The following is a 15,365-nucleotide window of genomic DNA, read 5'->3' as shown; positions in this document are numbered from 1 at the left end:
TTTGCAGTATTCAGAGTGGTCACTTCGGTACTATTTTCCTTCGGAAAATCACTCAGTGACCTTATTTGCAGTATTCAGGGTGGTCACTTCGGTACATTTCTCATTTCATTCGAAATACTCAGTGACCAGGCAATCGGACCCTGAGTGATATACGCATTTGTGGCTTCGGCACTTCGCTGAGCGAATCGAAGTAAAAAAAGTCACTTCGGTACATTTCTCATTTCATTCGAAATACTCAGTGACCAGGCAATCGGACCCTGAGTGATCCACTTTCAGTGGATCGTATCGAAGGGTCAATTCTTCGTGAATAGTTTCTTTGCTAGAACTGAAAGTAGATCGGATTGGCCCCTCATCAATGCCTCCTTCTTTTTCCTACTCCAACCTTGTATTTGCTTTTCTCTGTAAAAAGCTTCGTCAATTCTACTATACACTTCAAAATAAATAAGTTCTACTGGTAATCTTTTAGCAGTGTGATTGGCACCATGACCGTTCTTGTGTTGGGCTAATCTTTTATCTAAATCTTTGGTGCTTCCACAATAATACGATCCATCGGAACATAGTAAAATGTACATATATCCAATAGCCATTTCTGATAATTAAAGAGGGAAGTCAGAATATCAAAGATAAAAAAACAACCCTTCAATTTCTTGAAGGGTCATTTCCATTATGAAACATAATTGAATGCGCTAGCACCCAAATTTAATATTAGCCTGTGCGGCAGAGATCCTGGCAATTGGTACCCGGAACGGTGAACAACTAACGTAGTTCAGTCCGATTCCGCAGAAGAACTCAACGGAACTCGGGTCACCACCATGTTCTCCACAGACACCTACTTTAAGGTTAGGTTTGGCACTTCGGCCTTTTTCGGTTCCCATTTTAACAAGAGCGCCAACACCTTCGCGGTCTACCACCTGGAATGGATCTGCATGCAGTATTCCTTTCTTCAGGTAGATCGGCATGAATTTAGCCGCGTCATCTCGTGAATAACCGTAGGTCATTTGCGTAAGGTCATTGGTTCCGAAGGAGAAGAAATCAGCCTTTTCGGCGATCTTATCAGCAATAATAGCCGCTCTCGGCACCTCGATCATGGTTCCTACCATAAACTCAACGGTATCACCACGTTCTTCAAAGATCTCTTTCGCAGTGGATCGGATCACCTCTTCCTGTGCTTCGTACTCTTCCAAAGTACCTACAAGTGGGATCATGATCTCCGGAAATACTTTAATACCTCTTTCCTTCACGTTCAGTGCCGCCTCGATGATGGCACGGGTTTGCATTTCGGTGATCTCCGGATAGGTATTACCCAGCCTACAACCTCTGTGACCCAGCATAGGATTGAACTCTTCCAGTTCGTGAACTTTTGTCTTCACCGCTGTTAGCGAGATGTGCATCTCTTCGGCCAGTTCTTTCTGAGTGGCCAATTGATGAGGTACGAACTCGTGAAGAGGTGGGTCCAGTAGTCGGATGGTCACTGGTAAGCCGTCCATGGCTTCGAATATACCTTCAAAGTCTTCACGCTGCATTGGTAGCAACATTCGCAATGCTTTTCTACGACCTTTTTCATGACGTGCGAGGATCATTTCCCGCATTGCACGAATACGATCACTTTCAAAGAACATATGCTCAGTACGTGTAAGTCCGATACCTTCAGCACCAAAACTACGTGCGATCGCTGCTTCTTTAGGCGTATCGGCATTGGTACGCACGACCATTTTCGAGAACTTGTCGGAAAGTGTCATCAGCTCTCCAAACTCACCACTGAGCTCAGGATCTTTAGTAGCTACTTTTCCTTCGATGATGTTACCCGTAGTACCATTGATGGACAACCATTCACCTTCGTGGAATTCCTTGCCATCCACTTCGAACTTACGTTCTTTATAATTGATCTTCAGCGCACCTGCACCGGATACACAACATTTACCGATTCCACGGGCAACAACCGCGGCGTGGGAGGTCATACCACCACGTGCCGTAAGAATACCTCGTGCCTTGTTCATTCCTTCCAGGTCTTCCGGAGAGGTTTCAACACGAACGAGGATGGTGTTTCTGAACTTGTCTGCTTCATCGGCAAAGAACACTATCTGACCCGTAGCTGCTCCCGGAGAAGCGGGTAGTCCCTGCGCGATGATGTTCGCTTTTTTGATGGCTTTAGGATCGAAAACCGGGTGAAGCAGTTCGTCCAGTTTATAAGGTTCTATAAGCAGCATGGCTTCTTCTTCGGAAATCATTCCTTCTTTCAAAAGGTCCATTGCGATCTTCACCATGGCTGCCCCGGTTCGCTTACCGTTTCGGGTTTGAAGGATCCACATTTTTCCGGCCTGGATGGTGAATTCCATATCCTGCATGTCACGATAGTGGTCTTCCAGTTGCTGCTGGTATGCATTCAGTTCAGCATACATCTCTGGCATCAATTCCTCGAGGGAAGGGTAGAATTCTACTCGTGCCTTCTCGTCCACTCGGGCCAGTTCTGCCCATCGTTTGGAACCTACCTTGGTGATCTGCTGAGGTGTACGAACACCGGCAACTACGTCTTCACCCTGTGCATTGATGAGGTATTCGCCATTGAATTGGTTTTCACCGGTACCTGCATCGCGGGTAAAACAAACGCCCGTCCCGGAATTGTCTCCCATATTTCCGAAGACCATCGCCTGAACGTTAACGGCTGTACCCCAATCGGCAGGATAACCATGCATTTTTCTGTAGTAAAGTGCACGATTACCGTTCCAACTATTGAATACGGCAACAATTGAGCCCCAGAGTTGTTCCCATGGATTGGTTGGGAAGTCGAGCCCGGTGCGTTTATGGATAATATCTTTGAAATCGTATACCAGGTCCTTAAGGTCCTGTATAGTGAAATCGGTATCTAAACTAATATTTCGCTTATCCTTGAGGTGATCGATCACTTCTTCGAACGGATCCATATCTTCTTTGGATTCGGGTTTAAGACCCATCACCACACTACCGTACATTTGGATAAAGCGACGGTAGGAGTCCCATGCGAAGCGTTCGTTGCCGGTTTTTTGTGCCAGTCCCACAACCGATACATCATTCAGTCCGAGGTTTAGCACGGTATCCATCATCCCCGGCATGGAGACGCGGGCTCCGGAGCGCACTGAGAGGAGCAGGGGGTCCTTATCATTTCCGAAGGAGGCACCCATGATCTTTTCCACTTTGGCAACCGCTTGTTTAAGGTCTTCTTTGAGAAGATCTTTTACTGCAGCATCGCCCAATTCGTTGTATTCGGTACAAACTTCGGTGGAGATGGTAAATCCCGGCGGAACCGGAATACCAATGGCGCTCATTTCGGCGAGGTTGGCACCTTTACCACCCAGGAGGTTTTTCATGGTTCGGTTTCCGTCGGCGGTTTTATCGCCAAAGGAGTAGATTCTGGTTTTCTTAGCTTCCATCACTTCCATACTTATTAGCTTTTAGGTAGACAATTTTAAGCTGTAAAATTACTGCAGGGAAGTGGTGTAATTCATGACCGGGGTCATGTTTGGGTGAGGAGTATATGTCCTTCATTTTCTTTGCTTGCCCAAAGAAAACGAAGCAAAAGAAAAAGGCACCTTTCCGTAGGAATTTTTGCTGACGCAAAACCAGCACAAAAACTTCGCGGCATTTGCTATTCGCAAATACCTGAATCTCGAAGCTTTTTGCGCTATATTCTGACGTAAAGGGTTTTAATTATTGCCAATATCAAAACTTTTTCCGCAGTATAGCTATACATTTTCCGTTAAGAATTCCGGGTGCCTGGGTGGAATTTAGGAAAATGAATAGGGTTTCAAAGCGCGAAAGCAGCTTTGAAAATACCTCTGGAAAAAGGCTCCTTTTTTTCTTTCTTTTTTTGGAGAAGCAAAAAAAGGAAGGAGAATAAATTTGGGCGATGCAAAAAAGTACTGGAAAGGTTCATCAATGGAAAAAGATCATAAAAGAATTTGGGTAATGCAAAAAAGAAAGGATACGAAAAACTATTAGTCGATACTCGAATTGAAATGCAGATTGTCTCCTCGAGCGCCCGCCTGAACGGAACGGGCAGGCAGTCGAGAGGTTTCGGTCATCGGTTTCATTGATAATTGTTTATTATTATTATTATTTATCATAGGAGAGTGAGCCCCTTCAATTCAGTTCACTTCGGCTCCGCTCAGTGAACTTGAATCACTCAGTGACCAGGGTTGTGTGTTCGTTGTTTGTTGTTCATTGTCATTCAGAGCGGAACCCTGAGCGGAGTCGAAGGGTGGAGCGAAGAATCTATTCAAGTAAATAAAGATAAACCCAACAAAAAACCCCAACTTCCTTAATTTGGAAATTGGGATTTGAGTTTTTTTATTGTTGTTATTCAGGACATGGCCAGGAATCTCATTGTGTTGATTCGTTGATGCGTTTATTCGTTAGTATTCATTCTATCATCCTGGCTCTTATACTAACAATCTAACAATCTAACAATCCAACAATCTAGTTCACCCCCAGCTTCTTCAGTACCTGCTCGGTAATATCGATGCTCTCATCGGCCATAAGGACGGAGTTAAAGACACTGGTATCGAAGATTAGTTGGTAGCCGTTTTCTTTGGCCACATCTTCCACGGCCTTTTGAGCCTTTGTGATCACCGGTTCCAGTAGTTCCTGTCGTTTGGCCGCCACTTGCTGATCGGCTTCTGCCACGAATTTCTGAAGCTCCTGGTCACCGTCGTTCAGCTCTTTTTCCAAATTTTGCTGTTGCTGAATGGTAAGCGTATTGCGTTCACTCTGGTAGTAATTGAATTTGGCTCGCAGCGAATCCTGTTTTGCTTTGATCTTGTCTGCCAGGGTGTTCTGGAAGCTTTCCAACTGGGCGTCCGAGGCTTTGGTTTCCGGCATTATGCTTAGCACATTCGCGAAGTTGGTATGTCCGTATTTCTGGGCCTGTAACTGAAAGCTGCTAACCAGCACAGCTACTAGAAGTATATATCGTAGTGAATTTTTCATGAGGCGCAGATTAGATTCCCAACTTGGTTTTAACCTGGGCGGTGATATCGAGGGTAGTTTCTCCGTAAAGAAGTACGCCTTGTTCCACTACCATTTTCAGACCTTTTTCCTTGGCAACGTCGTTGATGGCGTTGTTTACGCGGTCGTAGATAGGCTTTAGCAGGCCTTCTCTTTTTTCCTGCAGTTGCGTCACCATATCCTGCTCGTATTTCTGGATATCTCCTTGTTTTTTCTGAAGTTCCTTTTCAGCTTCCTGTTGCTGAACGGGAGAAAGTTCTCCGCGCTGGGCTTTACCGGCGGTTTCTTCGTAGTACTTCTGAAAGGCCGCCACCATGTCCTTACCACGGGCCTGCATGTTGGCCTCCAGGGTTTTCATTTCTTCTTCGGCCTGTTTAACGGCGGGCAGCTCCGATAAGATGGCTGCAGAATTCACAAAAGCGATATCCTGTGCCACAGCGGTTTGAATGCTTCCGGCCAGTAAAATGGTGGCCACTAGAATTGGGAAAATGTATTTTTTCATTGTAGTTGTTTTTATACCGTTTTTTGATAACGGGCGTAAAGGTACGATTTTCTGGATGTTACTCAAGGGTCGTGCCAATTTTATGATTTGTTTACAATCTTTGGGTGAAATTAGAGGATTAATAGTGTCGGATGACCGGTGTCCGATGTCGGATGTTGATTTACTATTTTTTATTGTTATTAATTATTCTTAGTCAGAAGTCAGAAGTCAGAAGTCAGAAGTCAGAAGACCAAACTATCGAATAACCGCATCAACGAATCAACAAATCAACGAATCCACGTTTACTAGTGTCCGGTGACGGATGCCAGGTAAGTGGTGAATTAAAAATACAGGCGGAGTACGATTAATTATGCAATTGAAACCTTCAATCATACAATTATAACCAATCTTGTGTTAGCGATTAATTGAATCTTGGCAGGAAGTTGTTTTAGTCCTTGTTCGAAGAGTGCTTATCGAGCTTAGAAGAAATTTCTCGTAGCAGTCTGTTTTGTTCGGCAAGAAGTTCGACTCTTTTGTTTATTCTATAGTACCACAATACAATAAATCTAAAAATCAGAAATATCGCAATGATTACGAGAAAGTAGAGTGCGAGTGCGATTAATCCAACGCCTAGTCCTGTAAATTCATCCATGGTATGAGTATAGTTTGTTTTGATATAAATTTAATAAGCTTAATTCAAACGATAGTAAGGGATTCCGTACTGATTAACTCTTCATCACAAACTTGAGCATAAATGTTCACGAATCATATGCGGAGTTATCTTTCTCAGAACCTCACCATTTTCGGGATGCCAAGTGGGCATATTGAATAGTTCCAAGTCTTTGTCTCCTTTTTTGTAATAAAAGACTTTAGGTTTTCCTTCCTTGTCAAAGAAGAATTCGATTTCACATTTGACTACGAGTTTCCGAAATTTCTTCAACTTGATTGGATCAACGTCCACAGACCCGTCTTCAGAACACGCGCATCGCTCATAACGATCTTCGGACCAAATCATACATTTTGGACGAAAACGATCAACCAGCAGGAATCCAATGACAAATACCATGACAGACATGGCGTAGATATATCGTTTGGTATTTACCTTTTTGGTTTGTTTACGCTCGGTATAGGCCTTAAAGTTTGTATCACCGAGGTAAACCGCCAGGTCATTTTTAGAAGCTTTCGAAAGTGACACGCTTTTACCGTTCTTCCATTTGGTGTAATAGGAACGTATGGAATCCACTCCGAGGGGCTGGCCTTTTACTTTTTCGTCTAGGGCCTGGTGTATGTGCGTGGCAATTCCGTTGGCTGTTTCCGGGGCACCTTCTTCCAGGGCCCTCTGAAAAACATCTTCAAGAAATTCCTTAAGCATTTTTTCTATTGGTTAGTTTTCGTGAAGTTAAAATAAGTTTTTGTAAAAGCATTGGGATGCGGATTCCCATAATTTTCACAAAAACCTACCAAGCCTTTCCCAGAAGGCTTTCATGTATTCTCACTTCATTTGTCTCGTATTGCCTGAAAATTCACGGTGACGGCCGTGTACCGCGCAACCGGCAATGCAGGAAATCTTCAATGCGGCTTTCCGGAATGCCCGGGAAGCCTTTCGGGTAAGCCGTACAGGATTTCCGCTTCCCACCCAGGAATATTCCCGAAACCCTTAACGGGGTGATGACTCCGCCATTGGCGGACGGCCACCCCTATGTCCAATTCAAAATTCAGAAACATGAAAAAGTTCATATATATTTTTATTGTACTCTTCGGAAGCATGGGATTGTTCTCATGCACCCCGGAGCAAATGACCCAAACAACGGATAGCTATGCATGTTGCGACGATGATGGCGATGTGCCGCCACCGCCACCCCCACCCCCACCTGGAGGAGGCAGTGGAGGCAATTAAAAGTATGCCGAATTGTTAGTACCTTAGAGGAATGAAATCAGGGAGAATTTCATTCCTCTTTTTAATGGGGGTACTTACTTATTGTTTACCCGCGTTTGCTCAGGACCGGGAAGCTCCTGCTGATAGTACTCTTTCCCATTACGACGCTATACTCAATCCGAAAGACTATAACAACCTGCCTTCCGCAATCGATTACTATACAAAGACCGCTGAACAACGTCTTGCTATAGGGGATACTGTAAATGCCATTAGTGATTTAAGACTGGTAGCAATAGGTGAAATCAAACTGGATTTCTTTTCTGAAAGTGAGGAAACCGCCGTGGAAGCTTTGAAATTAATACAAAATTACAGCGTACCCGAGCAAGTAAAAGACCACAAAATTCCGCTCACCATTCATCTAGGAAGGGTATATCGATGGAAAAAGGATTATAAAGGAGCGATTAAGTTTTACTCGGAAGCACTTAAAATTTCCAAAGACGAGAAAGAACGAAGTGTGTTGAACAATAACATTGGAAACGTATATGAGGATCTTCGGCAGTTTGAATTAGCGCACGAGCATTTTCAGCTCGCCTACAACATTGCCCGCGAATCAGGAGACACTACAAATTTAGCCCTGGCAGCCGATAACCTGGGAGCAGTATACAATGAATTGAATCGAGACGATGGCCTGTCCTTTCTGCTGGAATCTCTTCGACTTAGAAAACTTAAGAACATCGCAAAGGGAGTGAAAACCTCCTATCAATCCCTGGCCATGTACTACCTCAACAGGAATCCACGCCTGGCAAGTGCATACGCAGACAGTATGATGGCTCTTGCCCGGAATCAGCGGCCGGAGGCTTTGAAGGAAGCCCTGGAGCTTCAGATCGACCTCGGAAATAATGAGGTGGCCAGGGAGTACAGGTTGCTTTCAGATAGTTTAGAGGGCGTGAAGGCGCAGGCTTCCAACGGGTATGCGTTCCGGAAGTACAATGTGACTCTCGAGCAGCAGCGCGCGGATTTATTAGCACTGGAAAACGATAAGATCAACCGACAGCGATTCCTGCTGATACTTATGGTAGTGTTCCTTGCGGTGGTTTCAACTTTATCGTATTTCCTCATTCGAAACCGAAACAAGCGAAGGCGTATTCGAGAAGTATTCGAAACCGAAAGCAGGATATCAAAAAAAGTCCATGATGAGGTAGCTAACGATCTATATCATGTGATGACCAAAATGGAAAGTGGGAAACAAGATAAACCGACAACATTGGATGATTTGGAGCGTATCTATGAGAAAACCCGGGACATCTCTCAAGATCTTACCGACTTAGATAGTAAACAAGATTATGGGCTACTTTTACTCGAATTGCTTCAGGGGTATACTTCGGAAACTGTACAAGTGATCACAAGAAATCTATCAGGTATCCAGTGGGAGTCATTTTCGCAGGATAGTAAAGCCACACTCTACCGAACCCTACAGGAGCTTATGACCAACATGAAAAAACACAGCGAGGCGAGTTTGGTAGCCTTAACATTTAAGGAGCAGGGTAAAAGAGTGATGGTAAATTACAGTGACAATGGAGTAGGAACGATACTAGCTGAAAAAAGCGGACTGCTGAATACGGAAAACCGTATGGAAGCCATTGGCGGGTCTATTAGTTTTGAATCGGAACCTGGTAAAGGCTTTAAAGCCACCATTATGATTTAACTATGTTCAAGAAAGTTTTAATTTCTGATGATCTCGACAGCATAAATCACGGCGTGCAGTTGGTGACGGAGTCACTGGGGATTTCCGAAGTCACCCAGGTACAGTATTGCGATGATGCCTATTTGAAGATCAAGAAAGGGATAATGGACGAAGCACCTTACGAACTGCTCATTACCGACCTTTCCTTTAAAAGCGATCACCGTGCACAAACCTACACCTCCGGGGAGGCACTTATAAAAATACTATCTCGTGAACATCCCGAGCTCAGGATTATTGTCTATTCCATCGAGGACCGGCCGTTAAAGGTGCGCTACTTCTTTGAGAATTATAAGATTGATGCTTTTGTGTGCAAGAGCAGGAAAGGAATGAACGAACTGAAGGATGCCATCCGCCAGGTGTATAATGGAAAGTTGTATCTCTCCCCACAAATTCAGAATTCCCTGAATAAACAATCTCACCTCGAGATAGAGGAATACGACGTGGAATTGCTAAGACAACTTGCAGCGGGAAAATCCCAGGATGAGATCAGTCATGAATTCAAGCAGCAAGCCATTTCCCCTAGTAGTCTGAGTTCTATCGAAAAGCGCCTCAACAAACTACGCATACAGTTTAAATCTAATAATGCCATCCAGCTGGTGGCTGTGGCTAAGGACCTCGGGATAATTTAAATCTACCGTTGCGGTTAACCGTAAGGAAATCTTCAAATTAACCCATAGTATTGAATGATGATTTTAAATAGATCATCAAGGGGAGAAATAGGCGTGCCTGGAGGGGTGCGCCTGTTTTATGTTCGACACTACGGGTTTCCGTAAGGAAATCTTACAGATGAGGGTTAGGTTTGAAAGGAATAAACCTGAACCATGAAAAGACTAACTATTTTTCTACTTCTTCTTGTACTCTTATTCCCAAAAGTAAAAGCCCAGGACGACGGAGCCGCGGCTGCGGCTGTCGTGGGTGGATTGCTTGCCATTGGAGCCGGAATAGCTGCCGTTGAAGCCATGAAAGAGCAGGCGGAACTTACCGCTACACAGTGGGTATTGGGCAACCATCCGGAAATGACCAGTTTCTCATTAAAGACTCTGGATTTCGATGGTAAGAAACTGAAGGATATGTCCAATGTCTCGGTGATCACCTACAAAATACAGGAATTCACTCCGGCCGACAAGCCAGAACTTGACGGACACAAGCAGGTGCTGTTTATGTTTACCAGTAGGGGTTGGATAAACGAGTACGGAATCGATTTTAGCAAAGTGCGATGGCATTTAATAGATAACGTTGAATGGATGAATATGATGACGGCCTATGCTATGGTTGCCTCCGGCCAGACTGACCAAATTGAAATACGCGAAACCCTTAAAACAGGAAAGATTGTGAATCGCGGTGTAAAGGTGAGGAGCAGTATGGCCATTCCCTTCTACAAGCTCGAAGGTGATATGTATGTAGTGACCGACTATTCTGATTTTATGAAACTCCTGTACAACGAACGTTCCCTGGGTCTGTTTATTAAGGAGACCGGCGACCTGGTCCAAATTGGCCGTGGGGACATCATCGAGATTCACGAGTTTTTTTATGGGGAGGATTGATAATAAAAGATACTAGATATGTATTTATTTTTTGACACCGAAACAACAGGATTACCAAACAATTGGAAGGCACCTGTAACCGACTTGAATAATTGGCCAAGAATGGTACAGTTGGCGTATTTACTTTATGATGATTCTGGGAATTTGCATGAAAGGGGAGATTTTATAGTTAAACCAGACGGTTATAAAATTCCCAGTGAATCCTCTATAATTCATGGAATATCTCATGAACGTGCTGTGGAGGAGGGGACACCTATAAATCATGTATTATCGAGATTTAATGAACAGATGATTAGGTCGAATTACCTGGTAGCTCATAATATGGCTTTTGATGAGAAAATTGTCGGTGCAGAATTGCTTAGATCAGGTATGAACAATATAGTAGATCAGAAGAGCCGGATATGTACTATGAAGGCTACAACCAATTTTTGTGCTATTCCAGGCTATTATGGTTATAAATGGCCTAAGCTATCGGAGCTTCATTATAAACTATTCGGAACGGACTTTGAAGAAGCTCATAATGCGGCTGTAGATATTGAAGCGACGGCCCGTTGCTTTTGGGAATTGAAAAATATAGGAGTAATTTAATGATCGAAATCATTTTATAAATATTTGAAATAGCGGACATTGTCTATCGGATTTAAAACAAACTAACCTATGAAATCACTACGCCTGGCCATACTGGCCCTGGGATTTGTGGTTACCACCTCTTTTATTAGTGATACCTCCTTAACCGATGTGTATATCTGCAAAGGCCCCTATAGCAAAAAATACCATTACGATAAAAATTGTCGTGGACTGTCCAATTGTTCTACAAGTATTTACAAAATAACCCTTACCGATGCTAAACAAATGGGCCGTTCGCTCTGTGGGTGGGAGGATTAATATGATATTATGAATAGATTTTTAATATTATTGTTCTTAGTAGCAATTTCGATAGAGACAACTTCCCAAAACTTAAACTTAAATGACCTTCATTCTCTTTGTAGCAAGTCAAAGTGGGAAACCGTAAATCAAATATTAATCAATAAGGGATGGGAATATTACAGTTCTGAGAAAGGAAACTCTTCAAAATACAATACCATCACATGGTCATATAAGAAAGAGTCTTACAGTGACGAGGCACTAGCCTGGTTTTATTTATATACCTATGAAGGATTTCCTAATAAAGTGTCGTTGTCCTTTTTCAACCAAGAGGGATTTAAGAGATTTCAAAACTCGTTGTCATCTAACGGGTATAAGCTTATAAATAGTAGCATTGAAGACGATGAATTAATTTCATCCTACTCAAATTCACGATATAATTTAACTACATCAACTAAAAAGCGTAAAGAAAACGACTATTCGAACTCATCATTTACGGCTTATCGTATTACAGTTATAAAAAAAGAAAGCATTTATGATCCAAATAATGGTAAAAAAGTAGACACTTACGCAAATGGCAATACGAAAGTTGAATACGTCTTGAAAAATGGCGTACTAAATGGCCCAATTACTTACTTTCATGAAAATGGTATAAAGCAAAAAATCGGATATTATTCTAATGGTAAACCTAATGGAAAGTTTTCCGAGTATGATGAAGATGATAATTTAACAGCTTCATACTCATTTAAAAATGGCTTTCTAGAAGGATTGGCCAAGATTTATGAAAATGGACAAATTTCTGAAGAAAAAAACTACAGAAAGGACGAATTAGATGGAGCTATAAAAAATTATTACTACAACGATCAAGGTGAACTATTTGTGGTAGAGAAGGGATTCTTTAAGGACGGCAAGAAGCATGGTAAATGGGAACTTTCAGCAATTGAGGAGGGAAAGGAGTTACCAATAAATATTACCACCTTCAATTTAGGAAAGAAAGAGGGCTTCTTCCGAGAAGCTAAAGGAGATAGTCTTATAGTTGGTAATTTTAAAAATGATCAGCTTAGTGGTGATTACAGGATTTACTATGATCTTACGAGAATGCTTGTTGGGGGACTTATAAGAACTGATACTACCGATTTAAAGTTACTTACCCAAGGTAAATATCTAAACGGCGAAAGGGAAGGTTATTGGAAGAACTACCACTTGACAGGTAATTTAGCTTCAGAAGGTTACTACAAAGACGGACTTAAACATGGTGAGTGGAAAGATTACTATACTAATTACGTATCAGAAAAAACCAATGAGCAGCTTCCTTATTCGGGTGAATTATTTCTAATTCAGTCTTATGATTATGGTTATTTAGAAGGACAAACCCGACAGTTTTCCTACTTACAAGAAGTAAAATATCCGTGTCCTGAAAAAGAAAAAAGTACTTCGACCAAAGATTCATGTACCCGTTTGTCATATAGAAAGGTAGATCTAAAATCAAATTATAAGAACGATCTTCTTCACGGACCTTATAGTTTAAGAGATTCATTGAATCTAATCGTAGTTGAAGGGAATTACGCGAAGGGGAACAAGCATGGCGCCTGGCTTCAACGATATAATACAGGTAATGAAAATCAACCTTTCTATTATGAAAAAGGTAGATTCGCAAATAACGAACGACATGGCGAATGGATTGGATATTACGATGAGAATTCAATTTCTGTCCGCAAAAATTACACCAATGATAAATTAGACGGTGATTTTATTGAATACGATAATACAGGAAATCCCAAGATTAAGAAAATCTTTTATAAAGATCGATTGAAGGAACTTACCGTATACAGTTCAGAAAATCGAAAGCCGGAGGTTCATTATAAGATTATTAAAGAGGGTATCGTCGATTATCGATTATACAGGACTGTGTTTGATGAGGATGGGTCTAGGACTCTTCAGGAATACTATATGACCAAAAATAAAAGTGACAAGCCAAAAGTAGATCACAATCTAATCGAAATAAAAATTCCAGTTCAGATTTCTTCAAATCCCGATGAAAATTATCCTGACGGTCTTTTTCAAAAATTTGATACGAATGATAGAATTGTAGTTGAAGGCCAGATTGAGGACGGCCAAAACGTGGGCAAATGGGAGTATAATTATTACGATTCAAATGTGAAATTGACGATAAATAACAAAGACAGATTTGATCCAATTCAAGACGGTAGTGAATTCTATTATTTTTTAGATTCCGGAGAACTTTACGAAGGGATATTCACATATTTTGATCCTGAAACCGGAAATAAAGAGGAGCGGAAAATTAAAGATGGTGTGCGAAATGGAATGACTATTTACTATGACGATAATGGGAATAAAATAAAAAAAGTGAAGTATAAGAATGGTGTAATTAAATAAATGTGTAATGAAAAAGTTCTTAAGCTTAATAGGACTAACTATATTGATAGTTTCATGTAAAAATCCACCTGAGCCTACCGTGCTTTATGAGGAGTACAGAAAGAGTGTTGTACTAATTCAGAACTCTTATTATTTCCATACAAGCTTAGATAATGGTTTAGATTTCTATTATAATATTAACAATGATGAACCTGTGTTTTATGAAGATGAAGAAGAAGCAATTCAGAACGCTGCTATTGCTTCTGGAACGGGATTCTTTATCTCTAAAAAAGGAGAGATAGCGACGAATCGGCATGTGGTTTTTCCACTTGAGAAGAGCGACATAGTTGGTGAAAGTATCAATGAATATTTAAATGATCTTAAATACAAAATCAGAAAGGCAATTAATGATAAAGAAATTGAGCAGAGTAAAATTGTAGATCTTCACAATGAGTACTTCGATTATTTAAATTTTGAAGAAAGATCTGAATTAAAAGATAAATACAATACTAATAAGAATGAAGCAATTGAGTTAGAAAGATTATTATATGAACTAGACTTCGATCCGGATAATACCAAAACAGAACTCGTACGGGTTTTTCTTGGAGTTGCATACGATGACACTCATGTAACTGATATAGATGATTATTCCGAATGTGTAGCGACTAAAAAATCATTAGAAGATGATATTGATCTTGCTATAATCCAGCTAAAAGATAAAACAACACCAGTTTCAGTAAACAGGACCTTTGAACTTAACACTTTAGGCGATAAAGAAGCCCTAAGTCTTAATGATCCTGTTTATATGATAGCCTTTAATCACGGAGAATCATTGGCATCCACGGCAGAAGGTATAAAATCGCAATTCACACAAGGCACAGTCACACAAGACCCAGATCAAAACAAGATACTGTATTCAATTCCTACCTTGCCCGGTTCAAGTGGAGGTCCTATTATTGACCAATGGGGTAATCTCGTTGCGATTAATTTTGCAAAAACTGGAGATTTTCAAGGATTTAGTTTTGGAATACCGGTACTAGCCTTAAATGATTTATACAATAACAAGCAGGTTGCCAGTATTGATGAAAAGACCGTTATTTCTCGGATAAAAAATGAAAAAGTTTCTACGCCAAAAAAAGCCCTGGATTATTCCAACGTCATTCGCGAATTTTTGATTGCGGAACAGAAACGGGATTTTGATGCGATCTATTCTTTCTTTTCTCCTAAGTTCAGTAGGTATTATGATATTACTGAACCAACGTTTGCTAAACTGAAAAACCGTTATGAATACCTGTGGGGATTTACTTCTAATTCCAGAAATTACATTCAATCAATCGAAAAGATAAATAACTACACCTACGACCTAAAAACCAACTACAAGTATTTCAACGAACGTAAAGGAAGGGAGTTTAGTGTGCATAGTACTGTTAGATTTCTATTTGATTCCAATGGAAAGATAGTCGAGACTTACGGCGTAAATTGACCAAATAGTTGTTGCCA

13 protein-coding genes are annotated in these 15,365 nt (G+C 41.3%); 8 read left to right on the top strand and 5 right to left on the bottom strand.

Features of this window, described 5'->3' with window-relative positions; genetic code table 11:
- Nucleotides 1-293 precede the first annotated feature (293 nt).
- From J1N09_RS14890 to J1N09_RS14870, 5 genes are all read right to left on the bottom strand, one after another.
- Nucleotides 294-572 (bottom strand): GIY-YIG nuclease family protein, encoded by a 279-nt coding sequence (locus tag J1N09_RS14890; protein ID WP_265201072.1) that lies wholly within the window; start codon nucleotides 570-572, stop codon nucleotides 294-296.
- 114 nt (nucleotides 573-686) lie between these two features.
- Nucleotides 687-3,416, bottom strand: coding sequence for a pyruvate, phosphate dikinase (gene ppdK, locus J1N09_RS14885; RefSeq protein ID WP_265201071.1), 2,730 nt, complete (start codon nucleotides 3,414-3,416; stop codon nucleotides 687-689).
- Between the two features lie 1,036 nt (nucleotides 3,417-4,452).
- On the bottom strand, nucleotides 4,453-4,962 hold the full coding sequence (locus tag J1N09_RS14880) for an OmpH family outer membrane protein (protein ID WP_265201070.1): 510 nt from the start codon (nucleotides 4,960-4,962) through the stop codon (nucleotides 4,453-4,455).
- A 10-nt stretch (nucleotides 4,963-4,972) separates the two neighbouring features.
- Complete coding sequence (locus J1N09_RS14875) at nucleotides 4,973-5,482, bottom strand: OmpH family outer membrane protein (RefSeq protein ID WP_265201069.1); 510 nt, start codon at nucleotides 5,480-5,482, stop codon at nucleotides 4,973-4,975.
- Between the two features lie 715 nt (nucleotides 5,483-6,197).
- A complete protein-coding gene (locus tag J1N09_RS14870; protein WP_265201068.1) occupies nucleotides 6,198-6,833 on the bottom strand; it encodes a hypothetical protein in 636 nt (211 codons plus the stop codon).
- Between the two features lie 351 nt (nucleotides 6,834-7,184).
- On the opposite strand from J1N09_RS14870, the gene J1N09_RS14865 reads away from it, so the two are divergent.
- The 8 genes from J1N09_RS14865 to J1N09_RS14830 all read left to right on the top strand — a co-directional run bounded on the left by J1N09_RS14865 (nucleotide 7,185) and on the right by J1N09_RS14830 (nucleotide 15,348).
- Nucleotides 7,185-7,358, top strand: coding sequence for a hypothetical protein (locus J1N09_RS14865; protein ID WP_265201067.1), 174 nt, complete (start codon nucleotides 7,185-7,187; stop codon nucleotides 7,356-7,358).
- 31 nt (nucleotides 7,359-7,389) lie between these two features.
- Nucleotides 7,390-9,042: a tetratricopeptide repeat-containing sensor histidine kinase gene (locus tag J1N09_RS14860; protein ID WP_265201065.1), complete on the top strand. Its 1,653-nt coding sequence runs from the start codon at nucleotides 7,390-7,392 to the stop codon at nucleotides 9,040-9,042.
- 2 nt (nucleotides 9,043-9,044) lie between these two features.
- Nucleotides 9,045-9,710, top strand: coding sequence for a response regulator (locus J1N09_RS14855; RefSeq protein ID WP_265201064.1), 666 nt, complete (start codon nucleotides 9,045-9,047; stop codon nucleotides 9,708-9,710).
- 192 nt (nucleotides 9,711-9,902) lie between these two features.
- Nucleotides 9,903-10,625 carry a hypothetical protein gene (locus J1N09_RS14850; protein WP_265201063.1) on the top strand — a complete coding sequence of 241 codons (723 nt, stop codon included), beginning with the start codon at nucleotides 9,903-9,905 and terminating at the stop codon, nucleotides 10,623-10,625.
- A gap of 18 nt (nucleotides 10,626-10,643) precedes the next feature.
- On the top strand, nucleotides 10,644-11,213 hold the full coding sequence (locus tag J1N09_RS14845) for a 3'-5' exonuclease (RefSeq protein WP_265201062.1): 570 nt from the start codon (nucleotides 10,644-10,646) through the stop codon (nucleotides 11,211-11,213).
- A gap of 69 nt (nucleotides 11,214-11,282) precedes the next feature.
- Nucleotides 11,283-11,510 (top strand): hypothetical protein, encoded by a 228-nt coding sequence (locus J1N09_RS14840; RefSeq protein ID WP_265201061.1) that lies wholly within the window; start codon nucleotides 11,283-11,285, stop codon nucleotides 11,508-11,510.
- A 9-nt stretch (nucleotides 11,511-11,519) separates the two neighbouring features.
- Complete coding sequence (locus J1N09_RS14835; protein WP_265201059.1) at nucleotides 11,520-13,886, top strand: toxin-antitoxin system YwqK family antitoxin; 2,367 nt, start codon at nucleotides 11,520-11,522, stop codon at nucleotides 13,884-13,886.
- A gap of 7 nt (nucleotides 13,887-13,893) precedes the next feature.
- Nucleotides 13,894-15,348, top strand: a complete 1,455-nt coding sequence (locus J1N09_RS14830) for a S1 family peptidase (RefSeq protein WP_265201058.1) — start codon at nucleotides 13,894-13,896, stop codon at nucleotides 15,346-15,348.
- Nucleotides 15,349-15,365: the final 17 nt, after the last annotated feature.

Origin of the sequence: Aureitalea sp. L0-47 (assembly GCF_026126405.1) — a bacterium.
Lineage (GTDB): Bacteria > Bacteroidota > Bacteroidia > Flavobacteriales > Flavobacteriaceae > Pukyongia.
Note: the sequence above shows the minus strand (reverse complement) of the source record. Positions and strands in the feature narration are given on the sequence as shown.